Origin of the sequence: Amycolatopsis sp. NPDC023774 (assembly GCF_040639695.1) — a bacterium.
GTDB lineage: Bacteria > Actinomycetota > Actinomycetes > Mycobacteriales > Pseudonocardiaceae > Amycolatopsis.
The window spans coordinates 171699-195772 of record NZ_JBFAAJ010000007.1; the positions used below are offsets into that span (position 1 = coordinate 171699).

The window sequence follows — 24074 nt, forward strand, 5'->3', positions numbered from 1 at the left end:
GCACAGTTTGTCCGTGGACGACCAAGGGCCGCGCAATTCGAAACCGCGTCGAGGCACCTGCTGGCCTGCGACTACCCTTTCTTCCGTGATTGACCCCAGGACTCTGCGCGAAGACCCGGAAGCCGTGCGCGCGTCGCAGCGTGCCCGTGGTGAGGACGAAGGAGTGGTCGACAAGCTGCTCGGCTTCGACTCCCGCCGCCGCTCCGCGATCGCCAACGCCGACAAGCTGCGGGCCGAGCAGAAGTCCGTGAGCAAGCTCGTCCCGAAGGCCGCCCCCGAGGAGAAGGCCGAGTTGCTCGCGCGCGCCAAGGACCTGTCCGCCCAGGTCAAGGCCGCCGAGGTCGAGCAGACGGAGGCATCGGAGGAGTTCGACCAGCTCTTCCGCACCGTGCCGAACCTGGTTCACCCCGACGCGCCCGTCGGCGGCGAAGACGACTTCACCGTGCTCAAGACCGTCGGCGAGCCCACGAAGTTCGACTTCGAGCCGCGCGACCACCTGGACCTCATGGAGGGCCTCGGCGCCGTCGACATGGAGCGCGGCGCGAAGGTGTCGGGCTCGCGGTTCTACTTCCTCAGCGGCGTCGGCGCGCAGCTGCAGCTCGGGCTGCTCAACATGGCCATCGCGCAGGCGCTGGAGAACGGCTTCACGCCGATGATCACGCCCTCGCTCGTGCGCCCGGAGATCATGGCCGGCACCGGTTTCCTCGGCGCCCACGCGTCAGAGGTCTACCGCCTGCGCGACGACGACCTGTACCTCGTCGGTACCTCGGAGGTCCCGCTGGCGGGCTTCCACGCCGACGAGATCCTCGAGCTCGGCGACGGTGCGCGCCGCTACGCCGGCTGGTCCTCGTGCTACCGCCGCGAGGCCGGCTCGTACGGCAAGGACACCCGCGGCATCATCCGCGTGCACCAGTTCGACAAGGTCGAGATGTTCGTCTACACGACGCCCGCCGAGGCCGAGGCCGAACACCAGCGCCTGCTCGGCTGGGAAGAGCAGATGCTCGCCAAGATCGAGGTGCCCTACCGCGTCATCGACACGGCCACGGGCGACCTCGGCACGTCCGCCCACCGCAAGTTCGACTGCGAGGCCTGGGTGCCCTCGCAGGAGACCTACCGCGAGCTGACGTCCACGTCCAACTGCACGACGTTCCAGGCTCGCCGGCTGTCCGTGCGCTACCGCGACGACAACGGCAAGCCCCAGATCGCGGCCACCCTCAACGGCACACTGGCCACCACGCGTTGGATCGTCGCGATCATGGAGAACCACCAGCAGGCCGACGGCTCGGTGCGCGTGCCCGAAGCCCTGCGCCCCTTCGTCGGCGGGCGCGAGGTGCTGGAGCCGAAGAAGCGCTGATCGGCGTGTTTCGCGCGGCCGGGGCCCTGCGGGGTTGCGGCCGTCGTCGTTTTCGCAGATGGTCGGTGCGAGCCCGGTGCGCCCGGCGGGGAAGGCGAACGGGCCACTCACTGCCGGCCGTCCAGGCCCGGCAGCGCGCCGCTGCGATCTTGCCCGCCCGAAGTCGGGCTCACTCCGCCCTGGCGATCGCGCGTTGAGTCGGGGAACCGGGCTCAACGGGTAGGGATCGGCCGGGCAGCCCGCGGGACTGCCGCTCCTGGTGCGCAACCGCTTCGCGCACCAGGAGCCGAAGAAGCGCTGATCGGCGCGTTTCACGCGGCCGAGGCCCTGCGGGGTTCCGGCCGTCGTCGTTTTCGCGGATGGTCGGTGCGAGCCCGGTGCGCCCGCTAGGGTTCGCGCGCGAGGAGGAACGCCGATGGGGTTCAGGGGTGTCCGGGCGGCCTTGGCCGTGGCCGGCGTGGCCGTGGTGGTGGCCGGGTGCACGGTGCGAGTCGGGGGCGTCGCGGCGCCGATGCCCGGGCAGGGGCCCGTGCAGCAGGTCGTGGACGCGTGTTCGCTGGTCGACCAGCAACAGGCCGACGCGCTCGGCTATCGCGCGCCCGGCAAGGGGCGGGCGGCGAGCGAGAAGCTGCGCACGCCCGCGATGTGCCTGTGGAACAGCAAGGACGAGAGCGCGGCGCTGACCATCCTCACCGTCGGCTGGTCGGTCGACCAGCCGCTGGACGACTACCTGCAGGGCGCCGTGGTGAAGGCTCCGCCCTTCGGGTCAGGCGGGTTCCAGTGGACGCGCTACGGCTCGTTCATCCCCGGTAGCTGCGACCTCTACACCACGCTCGGCCCGAAGTCCTACGCGTTCGTGAGCGCGTCCAACCCGGACGAGACCAAGGCGTGCGACGCGGCGAAGCAAGCGGTCCCGCAGGTCGCCGCGCACCTGCCGGGCGGGCAGCCCGCGCCGCGGATCACACCGACGGCCCCGAGCAGTCCGGCTCCGCCGAGTGGGCCGCTCGTGGGTCTGGACCCGTGCACACTGCTGAAGCCCGAGCAGGCCGCGTCGCTGCACGTGGTGCCGCAGGGCGAGAAGCAGAGCTCCAGTGTCGTGCCCAACGCGGTGTTCTGCCTGTGGGACGACACCGACGGCGACCGTGGTCAGAAGGCATTCGAGGTCTGGCTCGGCCCCGACCTGCCGATGACGCAGTGGCCCGGCATGGACGTGCCGCCGGTCTCGACCATCGACGCCAACGGTCACCACTGGTCGATCTTCGGCAACTTCAACGACTCCGGCGGCGTCAACTGCGGCGCCGGCCTGGCCGTCACGCCGAGCTCGTCGATCCAGATCGTGTCCGGTTACCTCGACGATCCCTCGAAGTCCTGCGACGCCGTCAAGGCGGGAGTTCCCCTGGTGTCGGGGAATCTCCCCGCCTGACCGCCTCGGCAGTCCTGAATGGACTGTCGCGTCAGGACACGCCGGCGGGGCGCCGCGGCCCGGCGGGGGCGGTGCGTGCCACCGGGATGTTGCGCGAAGCGGGGATGTTGCGCGAAGCGGGGATGATGCGCGACGCGGGGCGGGCCGGCCGCTGGGGCGAGGGCGCGCGGCGCGTCGGCTCGGAGGCGTTGGTGTCGGCGGGCGCCACCTCGATGTTCACCGCCACCTCGTCGCCACCGATCTCACGGGTGATCCAGGCGCCGGACTCGACCATCACGCCCAGCGTCTTCACGTCGAGCGAGTTGATGCGCGAGCGGTACCAAGCGTCGTCGGCCAGCGCGCCCATGCGACCCTCCAGCCGGGACTTCACGGCCAGCAGCCGCTTGTACAGCGTGTCGGCCAGCACCTGGCGGTCCTCCTTGCTGGTGAGGCCGGCGCGGATGCGGTCCTCGATGCCGCGCGGCAGGCCGTTCTCGTCGGGGATCAGCATCGTCGTCCAGGCACGCGACTTCTCGCGGTACTGCAGCTGCTGCATCAAGCCCTCGTGCGGCGCGAAGTCGGCGGCGCGGAACGTCCGCCCGGCCCAGCGAGACGCGAGGTTCGCGGCGAGCGACTGCACGCTCTTCACGCCGGTGTTGAGGCCGCGGCCCGGCCAGAAGTGCAGTGAGTTGGCGGCGTCGCCGAGCAGGAACGCGTACGTGGACGGCGCGATCTGCGCGGTGAACTTCGGGTTCTGCTGCATGCCCAGCTTGAACGACGTGATGCCCACGATGTCGGCCATCGTCGCACCGAAGAACTTGACGCCGTCGGCGATGCGCGGCCACAGGAACGACAGCTTGTCCACCGAGGGCTTGAACACCGAGCGGTGGCGGTCGCACACGAACTTGTCGCCGTCCGGGCGCATGGTGCAGCCGAACTTGCCGATGCACGGCACGGGGCCGTTTTCGCCGTAGGCAAGGACTTCCGAGGCCTCCTCGGCGGTGAGGCGCATGTTGATGAAGCCGCCGCCGAGGGAGTTGAACAGGAAGCGGTTCTGGCACACGGTGAGCGGCACGGTGTGCTCGTCGGGCACCTTTCCCTTGATGCGGATGCCGAGCACGGTCTCGTCGAGCGGCTGCCCGCCCACGGAGTAGAGGTCGCGACTCGACGGGCCGAACGCCTCCTTGAGGTCCTCCCGCGTCTTCGAGCGGGCGCCGTCGCAGATGGCGAGCACGTCGAGGCCGTCCCAGGACTTCGGCTGCGCGTACGGCTCGGGGATGAGCTCGATGCCGTAGAAGTCCTGCGCCATCTCCAGCAGGCAGTCTTCGATCCAGCGGACCTTGATGTTGCGCGGGCGGCCGCGGTGCGTGGGGGAGTCGGGGCCGAGCGGCCACATCTCCGAGTAGTTGCCGGAGGTGAACAGGCGGCGCCGCACGAGCATCGGCAGCTGCCCCCACACGTTGCTCTGCAGCGTGACGACCTGCTCGCGGCGGTTGTTGCCCTCCGCTGTGCCCTGCCAGGCGATCCGGCCGTCGCGCCGCATCCAGCGGCGGTCGAACACGCGGATCTTGACCTTGTCGCCCAGCATCGAGCGCAGCGTGCACGCGAAGATCAGCCCGACCGGCCCACCGCCGGCCACGTCGACCCGCAGCGGCCGGGACGCACCGGGGCGGGCAACCGCCTGAACCACCCGGCCCAGGTCCGCCGGGCCCTGCCCACTGTTCGGCTTCAGGAACGTCGTGGCGGGCTCACCGAAGTGCGAGGCGTTGTGGTTCATGGCTTCCGGGACCTCCAGCGTGATCTTCCGCGTGCGGCCAACACACGGAACGAGGGGGCCGGACGGTTCACGGAAATCCCAAAAACTTTCAGCGAACGTGTTTGTGCTGGTTACGCCGCTACCTGGTCGGCGATGTGCTTCGCGATCTCCAGCGCGCTCGTCGCCGCGGGGCTCGGGGCGTTGAGCACATGGACCTGGTCGCGAGCGGTTTCGATGAGGAAGTCGTCCACGAGCGAGCCGTCCGGGCGCAGCGCCTGGGCGCGTACGCCGGAGCCGTGGCGAACGATGTCGTCCTCCGTCACGGCGGGCACGAGCCGGGCGAGGCTCGCGGCGAAGCGCTTCTTCGAGAACGAGCGCAGCACTTCTTCCAGCCCGGTCGGGTACGCGTACTTGCGCGCCAGCCGCCACGCGCCGGGGAAGCGGGCGACGTCGGCGAGGTCCTTCACCGACACGTCGGCCCAGCGGTAGCCCTCGCGGCGCAGCGCGAGCACGGCGTTGGGGCCGGCGTGCACGCTGCCGTCGAGCATCCGCGTGAGGTGCACGCCGAGGAACGGCAGCGTCGGGTCGGGCACGGGGTAGATGAGACCGCGCACGAGGTGGCGGCGCTCGGGCTTGAGCTCGTAGTACTCGCCGCGGAAGGGCACGATGCGCGCGCTCGGGGTGACGCCGGCCAGCTCGGCCACGCGGTCGGACTGCAGACCGGCGCAGTTCACGAGCGCGTCGGCGTGGATGACCTCCGTGCCGGTGGCGACCTCGACGCCACCGTGGGCGCCGGGGCGGATGCCGAGCACCTCAGTGTCGAGCCGCAGGTCGGCGTCGGCCTCGTCGAGCAGGCGCACCAGGGCGGCGCAGACGGCCGGGAAGTCGATGATGCCCGTGGACTCCACGCGCAGCGCGCCGACGCACGTCACCTCGGGCTCGTACTCGCGCGCCTCGGCGGGGGTGACCTTCTTGGCCGGCACGCCGTTGGCCTCGGCGCGCTCGGCGAGGATGTTCAGGGCCGGCAGCTCCGCCTCGCTCGTGGCGACCACGAGTTTCCCGCACACCTCCACGGGCACGCCGTACTGCCGCGCGAAGTCCACAATGGACCGATTGCCGGCCACGGACATCCGCGCCTTGAACGAGCCCGGCTTGTAGTAGAGGCCGGCGTGGACCACGTTGGAGTTGTGCCCCGTCTGGTGCGCCGCCCAGCGGCTCTCCTTCTCGAGCACTGTGACGTCCTGCCCCCGCCGGGAAAGCTCCCAGGCCACGGCCAAGCCGACTATTCCGCCACCGATCACCGCCACGTTGCGCACGGACGGAAAGGCTACGCGACCTGGGCGTCGGTTGCGTAGACCCAACTGGTCTGAAGTGCGGTTTTTCACGGGTCAGGTGACCCGTTGACGAACGCTGGTCCGGAGTGGACTTCCGCCCACTCCGGACCAGCGTGGTCACTCCACCGGATCTTCGAGCACCTTCGGCACCCCGCGCAGCGCGAACCACGCCACGCCCGCTACCAGCAGCATCAGGCCCGCGGCGCCGAGCATCGTCACCTGCAGCCCGCCGGTGAACGCGTGCTGCGCGGTGTGCAGGAGCTGCGCTCCGGGACCGGCCGGGAGCTGCGCGGACACCTGCGCGGCGCCGGCCAGCGTCTCGCGGGCCGGCGCCGGGACGTCCGCGGGCAGGCCCTGGCGGTAGAGCGAGCCGAGCACGCTGCCGAGCACCGCGATGCCCAGCGCGCCGCCGAGCTCCGTGGCCGTCTCGGAGATGGCCGACGCGGCGCCGGCGCGGTGCCGGGGGACCACGCCGAGCACGGTGTCCGTCGCGACGGTGAGGATCAGCGCGAGACCGATGCCGAAGACCACCATCGTCACCACGAGGTACGCATACGCCGTGCCGACGTCCGTCCGGCTGTAGAGCGCGAACCCGATCGCCGAGGACAGACAACCGAGCGTGACCGTGCCGGCGCGGCCGAGCCGCTTGATCAGCACGGCGCCGAGCGTGCCGCCGATCAGGGCGCCGCCCATGCCGGGCAGGCCCGCCAGCCCCGACTTCAGGGGCGACCACCCGTTGACGAGCTGGAAGTACTGCGTGGAGATTACACTCACAGCCAGCTGCGCGAACATGGCGAGCACGGTGGTCACGACCGTCGCGGAGAACGCGCGGTTGTGAAACAGCCGCAGGTCCATCAGCGGCTCGGCCAGCCGCGGCTGGCGCAGCACGAACGCGAGCAGGCTGCCGCCGCCGAGGATCGCCGCCGCGTAGACGTCCCAGTCGCCCAGGCCCTCGTACGCGATCTCCTTGATGGTGTAGACCAGGCCGAGGATGCCCACGAGCGACAGCGCGACACTGAAGCCGTCCAACCGCCCGGGCACGGGATTGCGCGATTCCGGCAGCACGAAGAGGCCGACCGCGATCAGCACCACGACCACGGGCACGTTGATCAGGAACACCGAACCCCACCAGAAGTGGCTCAGCAGCGCGCCGCCGATGAGCGGGCCGAGACCGAACCCGAGGATCGTCAGCCCGCTCGACACGCCGATCGCCGCCGCGCGTTCCTTGCCGGTGAAGGTGTTGCGCAGGATCGACAGCGTCGACGGCATGAGCGTCGCCGCGCTCGCCCCGAGCAAGATCCGCAGCACGATGAGCAGCTCCGCACTCGGCGCGTACGCCGTGGCCACCGAGACCAGTCCGAACAAAGCCGCGCCCGCGAGCAACACCTTCTTTCGTCCGATGCGGTCGCCGATGTTCCCCGCCGTGATGAGCAGTCCGGCCAACGCGAACCCGTACCCGTCGGCGATCCAGAGCGCCTGCGTGGTCGTCGGCTGCAACGACTCGGACAACGCCGGGATCGCCAGGTGGAGCACTGTCATGTCGACGGCCGTGAGGATCTGCACGAGCACGCAGACGCTGATGATGGCGGCTTTGCGCGCCGGCGTCAGCGTTCCGGCCGGACTGGTGGGCGCTGCGGTGATCGTCATGGTGGGCCTCCGTGGTTCGCTCCTGGCCCTTACGCTGCGGGGCCCCGCTGACGACCCGCGCACGAACGACGACCACGGCTGACAGTGCAGGTCAGTGCGGTGCGGCAGGTCGACGGAGAACGGATCCTCGGTGCCGTGCGAGCCCGCGAGGCTGGTTCACGCCATCGTCACCGGAGGTTTCGAGTGGCGGGCAGCCACAAGGTGGGGGGATCCGGGTCCCGGCCCCGCGAGCTGCCTACGGAGCGATCCCCGCCGCCGTCAGGGCCTTCTGCACCGTCAGCTCCCGTCCGCTGGCGTAGTACCCGTCGTAATCCGGGCCCAGCAGGGCGCGAGCGCGGTCGGCCACCTCGGCGACGTCCGGCTGGCCGGCGACCTCCGTGCCGCGCGCGGCGACGGCGGCGCCGAGCAGTATGGCGGCTTCCTCGGCGTGGTCCTCCAGCAGCGCGGCGCCCGCGACGCACTCCAGGGCCGAGGCCAGCACGGTGCTGTCCTGCCACTGGTGCGCCGCCGCCACGGCTTCGCGCATGAGCGCGCGGGCTTGCGAAGGGTGGCCCGAGGCGACGGAAACCCAGCCCAGCGCGATCGTCGCAGCCCCGCGGACCGTGGCGACCGAGAAAGAGCCGCTGGTGCACTCCGCCAATGCGCGTTCCGCCAGTGAACGAGCCGCCGCCAAGTCGCCGTCCCGGCGCGCCAACGCCGCCAGACCGACGTAACCCGAAGCGCGCGTCTCCGGCATCCCCGAGCGGCGGGCCAGCGCGATCACCTTCGAATAGTCCTCGCGTGCGCCCGCGACGTCGCCGCGGAGGGCGCGGCTGTCCGCGCGGCGGCAGAGCAGGTCGGCGTAGTCGTCGGCCGCACCGAGTTGCTGCATGAGGTCCATGGACTCGGTCATCGCGGCCATGGCCTCGTCCCAGCGGCCGCGCCACGTGAGCAGCTGCGACAGGTGGTCGAGCGACATCGACAGGCCCCAGCGCTCACCGAGGGCGCGGTAGCGGGACTCGCCCTCGCGCAGCTTCTTCTCGGCCTCGTCGAGGTCGCCGGTGAGCATCGCGCGCAGGCCCGTGCCCATGGGGACGAGCGCGCTGTTCCACGGGTCGCCGCCGGCCATGATGCTGCTGCGGGTGAAGAGCGCCTCCTCGTCGGACGGTGGGCCGATCACCACGCCCAGCAGCAGGCTCAGCGTCGGATGCCTTGGCGCCCAGGACATGTCTTGCGCGTAATGCTCCACTGTGGACTGGTATGGCAGAGTGGCGTCGTGGCCCGGGGCGCCGGACATCGCGTTGAGCACGCACATCAGGAACTGCTCCTCGTATCCCTCGGGAGCAATCGGGCCGCAGCGTTTCACGACTTCCAGCGACAGCATCGCGCCCTCGTAGCGCCGGCCGCGCATCCACCAGTACGTGGCCAGCGCGGCCGTCAGCCGCAACGCCGTGGGCAGGTCCGCGTCCGTCGACCAGCGCAGCGCGGCGACGAGGTTGTCGTACTCGGCGTCGAGCCGGTCGAGCCAGCGCAGCTGGTCGGCGGTGCGCAGGAACGGGTCGGCTTCCTCGGCCAGCTGCAGGAAGGCCGAAGCGTGTGCCGCCTCGAACCGCGCCGTTTCGCCCGCGCCCGCGAGCTTCTCGGCGCAGAACGCACGGATCGTCTCCAGCATGCGGTAGCGGTCACCCGTGGTCTCGACCAGTGACTTGTCCGCCAGACCCGGCAACAGGTCGACGGTGTCCGGCACCTCGCACACCTGCTCGGCAAGACCCAGCGTCGCCCCGCCGGAGAACACCGTGAGCCGCCGCGCGAGCCGGCGTTCGTCGTCGTCCAGCAGCTCCCAGCTCCACTCCACGACACCGCGCAGCGAACGGTGCCGCGTCTCCGCCGTGCGGCTGCCGCGCGCGAGCAGGTGGAAGCGGTTGTCCAGCCGGGCGGCGATCTCGCCGACGGGCAGCGTCCGCACGCGCGCCGCCGCCAGCTCCAGCGCGAGCGGCAGGCCGTCGAGCGCGGCGCAGATGTGCTGGACGTCGCCGATCGTGTCGTCGTCCACGCGGAACGCCGGGTCGCTCGCGGCCGCGCGGTCGGCGAACAACCGCACGGCCGGGAACCCCAGTGCCTCGGCCGCGGGCGTGCCCGGCGGCGGCACCGCGAGCCGTGGCACCGGCGCCAGCTGCTCACCGGTGATGCCGAGCGGCTCCCGGCTGGTCGCGAGCACGCGCAGGCCGGGACACGCGGGCAGCAGGCGCGCGAGCAGCCGCGCGGCCGCGTCGACGACGTGCTCGCAGTTGTCCAGTACCAGCAACGTCGATTGGTCGCGCAACGCCGACACCAGCCGTTCGATCGGGTCCTGCACCCCCGAACCCCGCAGCGGCGAAGCGCCTTCGCGCAGCCCCAACGCGCTGAGCACGGCCTGCCCCACGTCGTGGGCGACGTGCGGCGCCAGCTCCACGAGCGCCGCCGGCGCGGCATGAGCCGACGCGACTTCCACGGCCAGCCGCGTCTTGCCCGTGCCGCCGGGACCCAGCAACGTCACCAGGCGCGCGCGCCGCAGCAGCTCGCCGACCTGCCGCAGCTCGCCGTCGCGGCCGACGAAGCTGGTCAGCTGCGCGGGCAACGGCGAAGACGCGGCGGACGGTTCACTCCGCAGCGCCGCCAGGTGCGCCTCGGCCAGCTCGGGTCCGGGGTCGGCGCCCAGCTCGTCGGCCAACGTGCGCCGCGCGTCCTCGAAGGCCGCCAGTGCCTCGGCCGAGCGGCCCGCCGCGTGCAGTGCGCGCACGAGCTGGGCGCGCGACCGTTCGCGCAGGGGCGCGGCGACGACGGCCGCCCGCAGCTCGTCGAGCACCTCCGTCGCGCGGCCGAGCGTGATCTCGGCGTCGACGCGATCTGCGGCCACATCGGCACGCAGTTCTTCGAGACGGGTTGCCTGCGTCGCCGCGAAGGGCGCTTCGGTCACGTCGGCGAACGCCGGCCCGCGCCACAACGCCAAAGCTTCACCGAGCAGGTCGCTCGCGCGCGTGGCGTCGGCCGCCGCGAGCTCGCGCCGCCCGTCTCCCGCCAGCCGCTCGAAGCGGTGCACGTCGACCTCGTCGGGTTCCACCACGAGCCGGTAGCCCGCGCCCGTGAACTCCACCGGCGCCACCGTCTTCAGCGCGCCGCGCAGCCGCGACACCTGCGACTGCAGCGCATTGGCCGCGCCGTCCGGCGGCTCCTCGCCGTACAGGCCGTCGATCAGCCGCTCCGCCGGCACGAACCGGCCCGCCTCCAGCGCGAGCTGCGCCAGCAGCGCCCGCACCCGGGGACCCCCGACGGCGACCGGGTCACCCGCCGCGTCCCACGCCGTGACCGTCCCCAGAACCCCGATCCGCATGCGGCAAGGCTAGGCGCTCCGGCCGCCCGTCACCGGCAGGTTTCGTCCCCACGCCCCGCTCGGCGGAGCGCGTCTCTACACTTCGGAGCGAGCTTGCGCAACGTGTCGTGGCGCGAGGAACAAGGAGTGGGGATGTCTGGACAACCGGCCGACCAACCGGTGCTGCTCGGGAAGCCGACGGTCGGCGAGGAGGAGCTGGCGGCGGTCGCCGAGGTGTTCCGTTCGGGCTGGCTCGCCGGCGCCGGTCCCGCGTGCCGCCGCTTCGAGGAGCGGTTCGCGCAGACCACGGGCACCACGCACGCCCTGACCACCAGCAGCTGCGGCGCCGCGCTGTTCCTCGGCCTCAAGGTGCTGGGTGTGCAGCCGGGCGACGAGGTCATCGTCGGCGACTACACGTTCCCCGCCACCGGCCACGCCGTGCTGCAGGCCGGCGCGATGCCCGTGTTCGCCGACATCCGGCCCGACATCTTCAGCGCCGACCCGGCCGCGATCGAAGCCCTGATCACGCCGCGCACGGTCGGCATCCTCGCCGTGGACGTCGCCGGTCTGCCGGGCGACTTCGACGAGTACCGCGCCATCGCCGACCAGCACGGCCTGTGGCTGTTCGAGGACGCCGCCTGCTCGGCCGGCGCCACCTACAAGACGCGCCCGGCCGGCAGCCTCGCCGACCTCGCCGCGTTCTCCTTCCACGGCCGCAAGGGCATCACCGCGGGCGAGGGCGGCGCACTCGTCTCGAACCGCGAAGACCTCATCGCCCACGCCCGCAAGATGCACACCTACGGCATCGAGCCGGCCATCAGCCGCGAGGGCTCGGGCACACTGCCGATCCCCGAGTTCCACGAGCTGGGCTGGAACTTCCGCCTGTCGGACATCCAGGCCGCCATCATGGGTGTGCAGCTCGACCGGCTACCCGACCTGCTCGCCGCCCGCCGCGCGGTCGCCAAGCGCTACCACGAGGCGTTCGCCGACGTCGACGCGCTGACCGTGCCCGCCGAGCTGCCCGACCGCGAGCACCCGTGGCAGGCCTACCTGCTCACCGTCGCGCCGGAGGTCAGCCGTGACGCGCTGGCGCTGCGCATCCGCGAACAGGGCGTGCAGTGCAACTTCGGGACGTACGCTTCTCACCTGCAGCCGGTGTACGGCGGGCAGCGGCCGCTGCCCGTCTCGGCTGACGCGTTCCGTCGGCAGCTGGCGATCCCGATGCACGCGGAGCTGACCGAGGCCGAGGTGGACCGCGTGGTGACGACCGTGCGCGAAGCCGTCAACGCCCTCATCTGACGTCCGAAGACCGTGACCGCCGAAGACACCGCCGACCGAGGAGAGACCGCGACCATGTCCGAGAAGAAGGTGTTCTTCACCGGCGGCGGTGGGTTCATCGCCGCGCACGTCATCCCGCTGCTGCTGGACGGCGGGTACACCGTCCGCATCTTCGACAACATGACCCGTGGCGACCGGGCTCGCGTGAACGACTTCGTGGCCACCGGCAAGGTCGAGCTGGTCGAGAAGGACGTGCGCTACGGCGGCGCCGTGCGCGAGGCCATCCGCGGCTGCTCGCACGTGATCCACTTCGCCACGGTCTCGATCAACAAGTCGATCGCCGACCCGCACGAGTCGATCGACATCAACATGACCGGCAACCACAACGTGTTCGCCGCGGCCGCCGACGAGGGTGTCGAGCGCTTGGTGTTCGCGTCCACCGCTTCGGTCTACGGCGAGCCCAAGCGCCTGCCGATGCACGAGGACGACGAGCTGCGCCCGCTCACGCCGTACTGCATCTCCAAGCGCGCCGGCGAGGACCTGCTGGGCTTCTACGAGCGCACCAAGGGCCTGTCCTGGAACGCGCTGCGCTTCTTCAACGTGTACGGCCCGGGCCAGAAGATCGAGGCCTACTACACGTCGGTGATCAACCACTTCATCCAGCGCCTGCGCGCCGGCCGGCCGCCGATCATCGACGGGCGCGGCGACCAGTCGATGGACTTCGTGCACGTGTCGGACCTGGCCCGCTCGGTCGTGGCCGCGCTTGAGTCGGAGCAGTCGAACAAGCCGATCAACATCGGCACGGGTGTGGACACGTCCATCGCTACGCTCGCGAAGATCCTCATCGAGGCCGTCGGCGTCGACGTGCAGCCGCAGTTCAACGAGCGTGACGTGCTGGTGTCGCGCCGGGCCGCGGACATCACGCGGGCGCGGGAGATGCTCGGCTGGGAGCCGACCATCACCGTCGAAGAGGGCATGCGGGCGCTGGTCAGGGACGCCGGGTGAATGCCACCGCGGGCCCAGCCCAAGGACGTGCGATGCGCATCGCGGTGGTGAACAACTTCTTCCCGCCCCGTGTGGGCGGCAGCGCCCACATGTCGGCGTCGCTCGCGGGTGAGTACGTGGCGGCCGGCCACCAGGTTCTGGCGATCACGGCGGCGTACGGCGACGCGCCGGCCGACGAGCAGCGCGACGGCTACCGCATCGTGCGGCTGCCCGCGGCGAAGATGCCGCAGCTCGGTCTGTCGATCGACTTCGACCTGAGCTTCGCGTCGCTCAAGCCGGGCAACTGGCGGCGGCTGTGGAAGCTGCTGGACGAGTTCAAGCCCGACGCGGTGCACCTGCACGGCCAGTTCTTCGACCTGTCGTGGCTGGCCGGGTTCTACGCGCGGCGTCACAAGCTTCCCGTGCTGCTGACCATTCACACGCTCCTGATCAGCGAGAACAAGCTGTACTCGCGCGTGTTCCGGATGCTCGACGCGGTGCTGGTCAAGCCGGTGTTGAAATACATCCGCCCGCGCTACGTCATCCTCGACAAGCTCGGCGTGGACTACTGCGTCGAGCGCTACGGCACGAGCGACGCGAACTCCGAGTACTTCCCGATCGCCGTGGACACGGGGCACTTCGAGAAGCCGGTGACCAAGGACGTGCGCGCGGAGCTCGAGCTGGGCGACGCGCCGCTGATCGTCTCGCTCGGCCACGTGATCCCGCTGCGCAACCGTCTGCCGCTGATCGAGTCGCTGCCCGCGATCCTCGAGCGGCACCCGGGCGTGCGCGTGGTGATCGTCGGGCGCGTTTACCACGACGCGTTCCTCAAGCGCGCCGAAGAGCTCGGTGTGGCCGACGCCCTGGTCGTGACGGGCGCGGTGCCGAAGGAGGACGTGCCGGCGTACTTCGCGGCCGCGGACATCGTGACCCACGACCTCAACGGCGGCTGCGGCACTGCCTCGCTCGAGGCGATGCTGTCCGGAACGGCGACCATCGCTTCGGTCACGGAGGACAACTACCCGGGCATCGAGCTGCGCAACGGCGAGAACATCTTGCTGGTGCGCCCGGACGACGCCGCGGCGGTGCAGGAGACCGTGCTGTCGCTGCTCGACGACCCGGAGCTGCGCGAGCGGATCGCGCAACGGGAAAGCGCCATGGTCCGGGCCAACTTCGGCCTCGACGTGGTGGCCGAGGAACACCTGCGCGTGTTCACGAAGATGGTGGCGGACGACGATGTTCTTCGATGACGACCGCAGCAACCGTCTGCGGCCGATGATCCTGAACGACCTCGTTGCGCAGTACATGAACGACGCCGAGCGGGCGGCGTTCTACGGGCTGCCTTCGACGTGCCGCGTGCGTGAGCGCGTGAAGATCATCAGCCCCGAGAACCTCACGATGGGCGAGCACTGCTGGATCGGCGAAGGCGCGGCGCTCGACGCGAGCGGCGGCCTGGAGATCGGCGAGCACACCAGCATCGGCCTCAACACGCTCATCTTCACGCACTCGAGCTGGCTCGCGAACATGACGCTGCAGAACCACTCCGGCAGCGACCTCATCGAGCGCAAGCCCGTGAAGATCGGCAAGGGCTGCTTCATCGGCGGTCTGGTCGTCATCATGGCCGGCGTGACGATCGGCGACTTCGCCACCGTGCAGCCCAACTCGGTGGTGGCCAAGGACGTGCCGCCGCGCACCCTGGTGGCAGGCAACCCCGCGCGCGTCTTCCAGCGCTACGACGAGGAGTACATCCAGTCCGAAGTGGAGCGCGTTCAGGCGGAGAACGCCCGCCGCCGCGCCCTTTCCGACGACCCCTCCGGCTGGGGCTCCCCGGCGGGCGATTTCACGGAGTAACACTCCTTCGAGCCAACGCCGGGCCACGCCACCGATTTTCGAGGTAGCGTTGATCGGGCCGAGCCGTCCTCGGGACAACCTCCGTCGCACCCAGCCGTCCCGTAGACGTGGAGATCGGGGGTACGCGGGTGGCGCGCAGTGACGACGAGTTCGTCGAGTTCGTGCAGGCCTCGTCGAACCGGCTCACACACGCGGCGTACCTGCTGACCGGCGACCGCCATCAGGCCCAGGACGCTGCCCAAACCGCCTTCACCCGCACGTACGCCGCCTGGTCGCGCGTGCGCCGCAACGATGCCTACGCGTACGCCCGGACAGTGCTGATCAACCACGTGATCGACGGTTGGCGCCGCCCGTTGCGCGAGTACGCCTCCGAAGAAGTGCCCGAGCGGCCGACGAGCCAGGACGTCGCGCAGGCCGTGACGCAGCGCGAGTGGCTGACGTCCGCGCTGGCGCGGCTGACGGGCCGCGAGCGAGCCGTGGTGGTGCTCAGGCACTTCTTCGACCTGCCGGAACAGGCGGTCGCCGATGAACTGGGCGTGTCGGTGGGTACCGTCAAGAGCACGAACTCGCGGGCGCTCGCGAAGCTGCGGGTGGCCGCCGGGCCGGAAGACGTGCTGATCGGAGGGAGCGGGCGGTGAACGACCTCGACAAGCTGCGCGCCGCGTTGCGCGAACAGCCCGACCAGCCGTTCGCCGCGCCCGACCTGGACCGCATCATCACCGACGGCCGCCGCATCCGCCGCCGGAGGATCGCCACGGGCGCGGGGGCGGCCGCGGCGGTGGCTGCCGTCGTCGGGATCGTGTTCGGCGCCGTCGCCCTGCGTACGCCGGCCGAGCCGACGCAGGTGCCCGTCGCCGCACCGCCTGCTCCCACGACCAGCGCCCCGGTCGCGTCGGACGGCGCCCCGCCGGCCACCTCGCCACCGCCGTCGTCGGCGAGCCACCAGCTGCCGAAGTCGGCGACCCAGCCCTACGGCGACGTCATCCACACCGGCAACAAGACCGCCGGCGGCGAACTCGTCTTCTACGCGACCAAAATCGACGACAACACGGCTCTGCCCGACGTCCACTTCGGCATCATGGCCGCGATCCACACCAAGAGCGGCTACCTGTCGCTCTACGCCAGCAACGAGATCAGCGGCGCCGACCGCTCGTTCGGCTTCCACGCCACCGCGGGCGGCATCGAGGCCGGCGGCGCCTGGGTCCCCGTGTACGGCTACTTCGCCGGCCCTGCCGTGAAGATCGTCAGCACCGTGCAGGGCAAGCCCGTGCAGGCGCAGACGGCGTTGTGGAGCGTGGACCCCAGCGTGGTCGTGTTCTGGTTCGACGAGCGCGAAGTGCCCGACCCCGCCGTACTGACCCCGTTGGTCGCGTACGGCAAGGACGGCACCCGCCTCACGAAGTGATCAGGCTGCGGCCTGCGTGAGCACCTGCGCCACCACGTGGTGCGAGGGCAGGATCAGGTCGCGCTCCACGTCGGCGTCGATCTTGCCTTCGAGCAGGTCCAGGAACCGGTCCAGCTGTGTCGCCAGCGGCTCACGTGCGGTGACCAGCTCCGGGATCTCGATCACCGTCTGCTGCCGATAGCCGAGGCCGTCCGGCGTCACGGAGTCGTGCGACACGTGGCGGTAGATCGTCACGTCGCGGCGCAGCAGGTCGATCTCGATCAGCCGGTCCAGTTCGGACACGACCAGCGACCGCACCTTCTTCTGCCCCAGCCGCGAAGCCGACACCGTGGCCAGGCCGGTGGGGAACGACAGCACCGTCTCGATGGTGTCCTCCGCGCCTTCCACCGACGACGGGTGGAAGTACCCGGCACCCGAGGTGACACGGGCCGGCGTGGCGCCACCGAAGAACTGGATCGCCAGATCGACGTCGTGCACCAGCAGGTCCCACGCGACGCCGGTCTTGATGCGCGGCGCGTACGGGCCGTGGCGGCGCGCCATGAGGTGCACCGGCTCGTTGACGAGCGCCCGCGCCGTCATCACGGCCGGGTTGTAGCGCTCGAGCAGGCCGCACATCAGCGGTACGTCCTTCTGCTCCGAGAGCGCCACGATCTCCTGCGACAGCTCGAGGCTGTTGCACACGGGCTTCTCGACGAGCATCGGTTTGCCCTGGCCGAGGATCTCCTGCGCGAGGTCGTAGTGCACCTCGGTGGCCGATGCGAGCACCACGGCGTCCACATCGGACAGTGAGCCGAGCTCGGGCGTCCACTGCGTCTCGTAGCGCTCGGCGACGGCGCGGCCGGCTTCCTCACGCGGGTCGATCACGCGGACGAGGTCCACGCGCTCGTTGGCCGCCAGTACGCGGGCGTGCAGCGAACCCATGTTGCCCGTGCCGATCAGGGCGATGCGATGGGTCATGCGCCGAGCACCTCGCGAACCGTTTCGATGATCTTGTCGAGCTGCTCGTCGGTCAGGTGCGGGTGCACCGGCAGCGAAAGCGCCTGCGCCGCGACGGCCGAGGCCACCGGGAAGTCGGTCACGTCGGCGCCCGGGATCAGCGGGTGAGCGCGGTAGCAGTCGTAGTCGAACACGATCTTGGGGTAGTAGATCCCGTTGCCGATGCCGCGCTCGGTGAGCGCGGTGGCCAGCTCGTCGCGCGAGAGCATCGCGTGCGGGCCGACAAGCACGGTGTACTGGTGCCACACGTGCTCGCGCCCGGGCAGGACCTGCGGGACGTCGAGGCCCGGCGTGCCGGCCAGCCCCTCCGAGAGCCGCTTCGCGTTGGCCTGGCGGGCCGCGGTGAGCTGGTCGAGCTTCTCCAGCTGCGGGATGCCGACGGCCGCGTGCAGGTCCGTCATCCGGTAGTTGTGGCCGGCCATCTCGTACTGGTAGCGGGCGCGCATGCCCTGGTTGCGCAGCACGCGTAGCTTGTCGGCCAGCATGTCGTCGTCGGTGGTGATCACGCCGCCCTCGGCGGTGGTCACGTTCTTCGTCGCGTACAGCGAGAAGCAGCCGATGCCGTACGAGCCGGCGGCGCGGCCCTCGAACGACGCGCCGACCGCCTGGGCCGAGTCCTCGATGATCCGCAGCTCGCGCTCGGCGGCGAGCGGGGCGAGCTTGCCCATGTCCGCCGTCTGGCCGTAGAGGTGCACCGGCATCAGGACCTTGGTGCGGTCGGTGATGGCCGCGCCCACGGCGTCCGGGTCGATCGCGAAGTCGTCGCGCCGGATGTCGGCGAACCGGACGGTGGCGCCGGCCTCGAGGATGGCGTTCAGGGTCGCGACGAACGTGAACGGCGAGGTGATCACCTCGTCACCCGGTGTCAGGTCCAGCGCCTGCAGTGAGGCGACCAACGCGGTGGTGCCGTTGTTCACGGCGATGGCGTGCTTCGTGCCCGCGACGTGCGCGAAGGCGTCCTCGAAGCGCTTGACCATCGGCCCCTGTGCGATGGCGCCGGATCGCAGCACCTCGACGACGAGGTCTTCCGCGTCACGGACGTCGACCACGGTAATGGGGATCATCGGCAGTCTCTCTCGGCAGGCGATTTCGATGCGTCCGGTACAGTGCAGTGCGCTCAGGCCGCGAGGCCGGAGAGCCGCCGGTTCTGCGCCCGGCCGCCCTGCGTGAACGCGGGCCACACGTTACCGGGCGCCGCCGCCTGCCTCAGACCCCAGGCCGCTCGGACCCGACGGCGGCTTACGAAACGGAACGGATCACCAGCGTGGCCAACCGGATCCACCCCACCGCAGTCATCGGCGAAGCCGTCGAGCTCGGCGACGACAACGTCATCGGACCGTACACGGTGATCGTCGGCCCGACCAGGATCGGCGACGGCAACTGGATCGGCCCGCACGTGACCATCGGCACGCCGGGCGAGGACCGTGGGCGTGACCACCCCGCTGCGTGGGACACCGCGCCGACCGGCGACGCGGACGCCGACGGCCACGGCGTGGTGATCGGCAGCCGCAACCGCATCCGCGAGTACGCGACCGTCCACCAGGGCACCTGGCGCACCACCACCCTTGGCAACGACGGTTACTACCTGCGCGGCTCCCACATCGCCCACGACTGCCTGGTCGGCTCCGGCGTCACCGTCGCGTCCAACGTGATCACCGGCGGGCACTGCCACATCTGGGACGGTGCGAACCTCGGCATGGGCGCGATCTTGCACCAGAAGGTCGTGGTCGGCCCCGGCGCGATGGTCGGCATGGCCTCGGCCGTGCGGCGCGAGGTGGGCGCGTTCACGATCGCCGTGGGCAACCCGGCGCGCGTCACCGGCGTGAACGTCGTGGGATTGTCCCGCCGCGGCCTGGACGAGGCCACGATCGAAGCCCTGGGTCCGTGGCTCAAGGGCAAGGCGGGCCTCCCGGAGGATGGGCTGGCCGACCGCCTGCCCGGCGACCTCTCTACCTTGGTCAAGGCGTGGGACGCCCGCCCGCGCGACGAGCATTAGGAGTAGTGAACATGGCTGTGTCTGACGCTCAGGCTGCGGGGCCGGTCGCCCCCAAGCTGCGCGAGGTCTTCGTCGAAGCGCTCGACCTCGACGGTGACGTGGACGTCGAGAACCTGAAGTACCGCGACATCGAGGCGTGGGACTCGGTCGGCCACATGGCGCTGGTCGCGGCCATCGAGGACGAGTTCGACGTCGAGTTCGACACCGACCAGGTCATCGACATGTCGAGCTTCAAGGTCGCCGTGGACATGGTGACCGAGCTGAAGTCGAAGAATGACTGATCTCACCGGACGCGTCGCGCTGGTGACCGGCGGTACGCGCGGGATCGGCCTGGCCACCGCGCGCGCCCTGGTCGAGGCCGGCGCCACGGTGGTCCTGACCGGTCGCGACGAGGCCCGCGCGAATGAAGCCGCGGAAGCTGCGGGTGCCGCGGCCGGCCTCGCGCTCGACGTCACCGACGCCAAGGCGGTGTCGACGGTCGTCCGCGGGGTCGCGAAGGAGCACGGCAGGCTCGACGTCGTGGTCGCCAACGCCGGGATCATGGAGGACGCGCTCCTCGGCATGATCCGCGAGGAACTGGTCGACACCACGCTGGCCACCAACGTCGCCGGCACGCTGCACACCGTGCAGGCCGCGGCGCGGGCGATGATGCGCAAGAAAACCGGCGCGATCGTGGTGCTCGCCTCCGTGGTGGGCCAGTACGGAAGCGCAGGTCAGACCGTGTACGCGGCGTCGAAGGCGGCGGTGGCCAACATCGCGCGCTCGGCCGCGAAGGAACTCGGCCGTTCGGGCATCCGCGTGAACGCGGTGGCGCCCGGCGTGATCGAGACGGACCTCACCTCGGGTCTGTCCGAGGACGCGAAGGCGGACAACGTCGCGAAGACGCCGCTGGGCCGGCTCGGGACCGCCGAGGACGTGGCTAAGGCGATCCGGTTCCTCGTGAGCGACGACGCCGCGTTCATCACCGGACAGGTGCTGGGGATCGACGGAGGCTTGGTGCTGTGACGCTGTGGGGTGCGGGTGCTCGGCTGGTCGACGCGGCCGGGGGCCGCACGCTGGCGGGCGACGAGCTGGACACGGAGGTCGCGCGCGTCGCGGCCGCGCTCGGTGAGCTGCCGGTGGGTGTGCTGTTCGCGCGGATGTCCGTCGACCTGGCGAGTGTGCTGCGGTACCTGGGCGCCGTCGAGGCCCACCGCGCGGTGGCGCTGATCGACCCGGCGCTCGACGCCGACGTGCTCGCGGGCCTGATCACGCGGTTCCGGCCCGCCGCCGTGCTGGCCGCGCCGGACGCCCCGGCGCCCGAGGGCTACACGGCGTCCGGCGAGAGCTGGCTGCGTGAGTCGGCCGACGGCGTGGAGCCGCACCCCGACCTCGCCGTGCTGCTGCCGACCAGTGGTTCGACCGGCAACCCCAAGCTCGTCCGCCTGTCGCGCAACGGTTTGCTCGCCAACGCCGAGGCGATCGCCGAAGTGCTGAGCGTCGACGCCGACGAGGTCGCCCCCACCTGCCTGCCGCTGCACTACAGCTACGGCCTATCGGTGCTGAATTCGCACCTCGTGCGCGGCGCGACCGTGGTGATAGAAGCGTCCGGCGTGCTCGGCCGCGGATTCTGGGACGCGGTGAACGAGTACGGCATCACCTCGCTGTCCGGCGTGCCCTACCACTACGAAATGTTGCGGCGCCTCAAGTTCGACCCCGCGAAGTACCCGACGTTGCGCACGCTCACGCAGGCCGGCGGCAAGCTGCGCGACGAGCTCGTGGTCGAGTTCAACGACAAGATGCGCGCGGTCGGCGGCCGGATGTACGTGATGTACGGCCAGACCGAGGCCTCGCCGCGCATGACCACCGTCCCCGCCGAGCGTCTCGCCGACAAGATCGGCTCCGCCGGCCCGGCGCTGCCCGGCGGCGCGTTCTCCGTCCGCCGCGACGACGGGGTCGAGACCACGCACCCCAAAATCGTCGGTGAGGTCGTCTACCGCGGACCCAACGTGATGATGGGTTACGCCGACGACGAGGCCGGCCTGGCCGCGGGTGACGAGTGCGGCGGGCTGCTCGCCACCGGCGACCTCGGGTACCTCGACGAAGAGGGGTACCTGTTCATCACCGGGCGGCTCAAGCGCATCGGCAAGGTGTTCGGCAACCGCGTGAGCCTCGACGACCTGGAGCAGGCCGTGCGCCAGGCCGCGGTCGGCATCGACGTGGTGGCGGCCGTGCCGGCGGGCGACAAGGTCGTGCTGTTCGCCGAGCTGCCCGAGGGCGACGGCGCCAAGGCGATCTGCAAGGACGCGTCGCGCGCGTTGTCGGAGCGGCTGCACCTGCACACCAGCGGGTTCGACGTGCGGCCGATCGACACGGTGCCGCTGCTGGCCAGCGGGAAGATCGACTACCGGTCGTTGGAAGGACGGGTATGAGTGTGTTCACGCGCTCGCAGGCCGAGCGGGAGGCGCAGCTGCTTCCCGAGCTCGCGGAGCTGACCGCGCACCACCGCGCGAGGTCCGAGGGCTACGACCGGATCCTGACGTCGCTCGGAATCGCGCCGAACGCGCCGTTCGCCACGATCGCGGACCTGCCGTGGCTGCCGGTGCGCATGTTCAAAACGCACGACCTCAAGTCCATTCCCGACGCCGAGGTGTTCAAGACGCTCACGTCTTCGGGCACGACCGGCGCCGGCGCGTCGCGCATCTACCTGGACAAGGACGCGGCGGGTGCGCAGACCAAGCAGCTCGGTGCGACGCTGCAGGAAGTTCTCGGTGGCGAGCGGCTGCCGATGCTGATGGTCGACACCATCGGCATCATCAAGAACCGCCGCTCGTTCTCCGCGCGGGGCGCCGGCGTGCTGGGCATGGCCAACTTCGGGCGCAAGCACACCTACGTGCTCGACGAGGACGACAAGCCCGACGTCGAGGCCGTGAAGAAGTTCCTCGCCGAGTACGGGGACAAACCGTTCCTGATCTTCGGGTTCACGTTCATGGTGTGGCTCTACCTGTACGAGGTGGCGCGCGACCACGGGCTCGATCTCTCCAACGGCATCCTCATCCACTCCGGTGGCTGGAAGAAGCTCATCGACCGCGCGGTGGACAACACCGAGTTCCGCCGTCGGTTCAAAGAGGACACCGGCCTCACGCGGATCCACAACTACTACGGGATGATCGAGCAGATCGGCACCGTGTTCCTCGAAGGACCGTCGGGGAACTCCCTGTACTGCCCGGATTTCGCCGACGTCGTCATCCGCGATCCGGAGACGTGGCAGGAGCAGCCGGTGGGCAAGCCGGGCGTGATCGAGGTCGTCTCGACGTTGCCGCGCTCGTACCCGGGCCACGTGCTGCTGACCGAGGACCTCGGTGTGTACAACGGCATTGACGACGGGGACTGGCCCGGCAAGCACTTCTCGGTGCTGGGGCGGCTGCCGAAGGCCGAGGCGCGGGGTTGTTCGGACACGTTCTCGGGGGCTGCGGCGTGACTTCTCTTGAGCAGCGGTTCCCGATTGCGGAGCCGGTTGAGGTCGGTTCGCTGCTGGACGAGGTGCGGGCCGAACCGCCGGGTGGCCGGCTGACCGTCGGCGACCCGCGGGTGGTCGAGTTCGTCACCAAGTTCGCGCGGAAGCTCCTCGCGCCCGCTCTCGCACGGCGTTACCCGGAGCTGGCATCGCTGGGTTTCTTCCTGCGCAAGGGAGAGCTGGCGAAGGCACTGTCCACTTTGGAAAAGTCCGGCGACTCGCTGCGGTTCCCGCGCGGGCTGGTGTTCCACGTGCCGCCGGCCAACGTCGACACGATCTTCGTGTACTCGTGGGCGCTTTCGGCGCTCGCGGGCAACACCAACGTGGTGCGTGTGTCGGCGCGTTCGGCCGGCGCGGCCGAGGCCGTGCTGGAAGCCCTGAACGCGGCACTCGACGACGTCTCCCCGGAGTCGGCCGCGATCATCCGCGCGACCCAGCGCATGGTCACCTACGACCGCAGCGACGAGGTCAGCGGCGCGCTGTCGCTGGCCGCCGACCTGCGCGTGATCTGGGGCGGTGACGGTTCCGTCGCCGCACTGCGCAAGTACCCGCTGGCGCCGCACGCGCGTGACTTGACATTCCCGGACCGCTCGTCGTTCGCCGTCGCGTCGGTGCGCGGCTGGCAGGAGGCCACGCCGGAGCAGCGGCGGGGCGCGGCCGAGGGCTTCTACAACGACTCGTACTGGTTCGACCAGGCCGCGTGCTCGTCGCCGAGGGCGGTGTTCTGGGTCGGCGACGCGGCCGGCGCAAAGGCCGCGGGCGAGCAGTTCCGGGCACTGCTGGCGTCGGTGCTCGAGGCCAAGCAGCACGTGACCGAGCCGGCGATGGCCGTGCAGAAGCGCGTGTCGGCCTACGGCGCGGCCGTCGACGGGCTCGTGTCCGCGATCTCGTTCGACGGAAATTCTCTCGCGACGCTGGAGCTCACCGACGCCGCCGTGATGCCGCGCGAGTGGCTCGGGGCGGGCACTTTCGCCAATGCGCACGTCGCCTCGTTGGGTGAACTCGTGCCGCTTGTTCTGCGCAAGGACCAGACCGTGGCCCAGTTCGGATTTACCCGCGACGAGCTGGTGGAGTTCGTGACGGAGCTCGCCGGGCGCGGTGTCGATCGGGTGGTGCCGTTCGGCTCTGCCTTGACGTTCGCGGGCGTCTGGGACGGTTACGATCTGCTTGCCGAGTTCAGCCGTCTGGTCACGGTACAAGCCTGACCAGCGGTGACGAGTCTGTGCTGCGTTGTGAGGAGTCTGGTC

20 protein-coding genes are annotated in these 24074 nt (G+C 70.6%); 14 read left to right on the forward strand and 6 right to left on the reverse strand.

Features of this window, described 5'->3' with window-relative positions; all coding sequences use genetic code 11:
* The first annotated feature begins 85 nt into the window (after positions 1–85).
* Both serS and AB0F91_RS18445 read left to right on the forward strand, forming a co-directional pair.
* Positions 86–1354, forward strand: coding sequence for a serine--tRNA ligase (serS, locus tag AB0F91_RS18440; RefSeq protein WP_360598733.1), 1269 nt, complete (start codon positions 86–88; stop codon positions 1352–1354).
* Positions 1355–1769: 415 nt separating this feature from the next.
* Positions 1770–2777, forward strand: coding sequence for a DUF3558 family protein (locus AB0F91_RS18445; protein ID WP_360598734.1), 1008 nt, complete (start codon positions 1770–1772; stop codon positions 2775–2777).
* A 31-nt stretch (positions 2778–2808) separates the two neighbouring features.
* On the opposite strand, the gene AB0F91_RS18450 is transcribed toward AB0F91_RS18445, so the two are convergent.
* From AB0F91_RS18450 to AB0F91_RS18465, 4 genes are all read right to left on the reverse strand, one after another.
* Positions 2809–4533: a hypothetical protein gene (locus tag AB0F91_RS18450; protein WP_360598735.1), complete on the reverse strand. Its 1725-nt coding sequence runs from the start codon at positions 4531–4533 to the stop codon at positions 2809–2811.
* 110 nt (positions 4534–4643) lie between these two features.
* Positions 4644–5828, reverse strand: a complete 1185-nt coding sequence (gene lhgO, locus AB0F91_RS18455; protein ID WP_360598736.1) for an L-2-hydroxyglutarate oxidase — start codon at positions 5826–5828, stop codon at positions 4644–4646.
* A 135-nt stretch (positions 5829–5963) separates the two neighbouring features.
* Positions 5964–7493 (reverse strand): MFS transporter, encoded by a 1530-nt coding sequence (locus AB0F91_RS18460; RefSeq protein WP_360598737.1) that lies wholly within the window; start codon positions 7491–7493, stop codon positions 5964–5966.
* Positions 7494–7728: 235 nt separating this feature from the next.
* Positions 7729–10842 (reverse strand): BTAD domain-containing putative transcriptional regulator, encoded by a 3114-nt coding sequence (locus AB0F91_RS18465; RefSeq protein ID WP_360598738.1) that lies wholly within the window; start codon positions 10840–10842, stop codon positions 7729–7731.
* Between the two features lie 132 nt (positions 10843–10974).
* Between AB0F91_RS18465 and AB0F91_RS18470 the strand changes: the two genes are divergently transcribed.
* The 6 genes from AB0F91_RS18470 (at position 10975) to AB0F91_RS18495 (ending at position 16339) form a co-directional block, all read left to right on the forward strand.
* Positions 10975–12120 carry a DegT/DnrJ/EryC1/StrS family aminotransferase gene (locus AB0F91_RS18470; protein WP_360598739.1) on the forward strand — a complete coding sequence of 382 codons (1146 nt, stop codon included), beginning with the start codon at positions 10975–10977 and terminating at the stop codon, positions 12118–12120.
* 54 nt (positions 12121–12174) lie between these two features.
* On the forward strand, positions 12175–13104 hold the full coding sequence (locus tag AB0F91_RS18475; protein ID WP_360598740.1) for an NAD-dependent epimerase/dehydratase family protein: 930 nt from the start codon (positions 12175–12177) through the stop codon (positions 13102–13104).
* Positions 13105–13136: 32 nt separating this feature from the next.
* On the forward strand, positions 13137–14333 hold the full coding sequence (locus AB0F91_RS18480) for a glycosyltransferase family 4 protein (protein WP_360598741.1): 1197 nt from the start codon (positions 13137–13139) through the stop codon (positions 14331–14333).
* Entirely contained in the window at positions 14320–14934 is a 615-nt protein-coding gene (locus tag AB0F91_RS18485) for an acyltransferase (protein WP_360598742.1), read from the forward strand. Before AB0F91_RS18480 ends, AB0F91_RS18485 begins: the two co-directional genes overlap by 14 nt.
* 128 nt (positions 14935–15062) lie before the next feature.
* The gene (locus AB0F91_RS18490) at positions 15063–15572 is read left to right on the forward strand and encodes a SigE family RNA polymerase sigma factor (RefSeq protein ID WP_360598743.1); all 510 of its coding nucleotides are present in this window, start codon (positions 15063–15065) and stop codon (positions 15570–15572) included.
* Positions 15569–16339 carry a hypothetical protein gene (locus tag AB0F91_RS18495; RefSeq protein WP_360598744.1) on the forward strand — a complete coding sequence of 257 codons (771 nt, stop codon included), beginning with the start codon at positions 15569–15571 and terminating at the stop codon, positions 16337–16339. Before AB0F91_RS18490 ends, AB0F91_RS18495 begins: the two co-directional genes overlap by 4 nt.
* Here AB0F91_RS18495 and AB0F91_RS18500 read toward each other — a convergent pair whose 3' ends face one another.
* A complete protein-coding gene (locus AB0F91_RS18500; protein WP_360598745.1) occupies positions 16340–17296 on the reverse strand; it encodes a Gfo/Idh/MocA family oxidoreductase in 957 nt (318 codons plus the stop codon). It lies immediately after the preceding gene.
* A complete protein-coding gene (locus AB0F91_RS18505) occupies positions 17293–18399 on the reverse strand; it encodes a DegT/DnrJ/EryC1/StrS family aminotransferase (protein ID WP_360598746.1) in 1107 nt (368 codons plus the stop codon). The genes AB0F91_RS18500 and AB0F91_RS18505 overlap by 4 nt, the downstream gene beginning before the upstream one ends.
* A 200-nt stretch (positions 18400–18599) precedes the next feature.
* On the opposite strand from AB0F91_RS18505, the gene AB0F91_RS18510 reads away from it, so the two are divergent.
* From AB0F91_RS18510 to AB0F91_RS18535, 6 genes are read left to right on the forward strand one after another with little or no spacing between them, the layout of a single operon-like run.
* Complete coding sequence (locus AB0F91_RS18510) at positions 18600–19331, forward strand: UDP-N-acetylglucosamine acyltransferase (protein ID WP_360598747.1); 732 nt, start codon at positions 18600–18602, stop codon at positions 19329–19331.
* 11 nt (positions 19332–19342) lie between these two features.
* Complete coding sequence (locus tag AB0F91_RS18515; RefSeq protein WP_360598748.1) at positions 19343–19612, forward strand: acyl carrier protein; 270 nt, start codon at positions 19343–19345, stop codon at positions 19610–19612.
* Complete coding sequence (locus tag AB0F91_RS18520) at positions 19605–20336, forward strand: glucose 1-dehydrogenase (protein ID WP_360598749.1); 732 nt, start codon at positions 19605–19607, stop codon at positions 20334–20336. The genes AB0F91_RS18515 and AB0F91_RS18520 overlap by 8 nt, the downstream gene beginning before the upstream one ends.
* A complete protein-coding gene (locus AB0F91_RS18525; RefSeq protein WP_360598750.1) occupies positions 20333–21742 on the forward strand; it encodes an AMP-binding protein in 1410 nt (469 codons plus the stop codon). Before AB0F91_RS18520 ends, AB0F91_RS18525 begins: the two co-directional genes overlap by 4 nt.
* Entirely contained in the window at positions 21739–22791 is a 1053-nt protein-coding gene (locus AB0F91_RS18530; protein WP_360598751.1) for an acyl-protein synthetase, read from the forward strand. Before AB0F91_RS18525 ends, AB0F91_RS18530 begins: the two co-directional genes overlap by 4 nt.
* The gene (locus tag AB0F91_RS18535; protein WP_360598752.1) at positions 22788–24032 is read left to right on the forward strand and encodes an acyl-CoA reductase; all 1245 of its coding nucleotides are present in this window, start codon (positions 22788–22790) and stop codon (positions 24030–24032) included. The genes AB0F91_RS18530 and AB0F91_RS18535 overlap by 4 nt, the downstream gene beginning before the upstream one ends.
* The last annotated feature ends 42 nt before the right edge of the window (positions 24033–24074 follow it).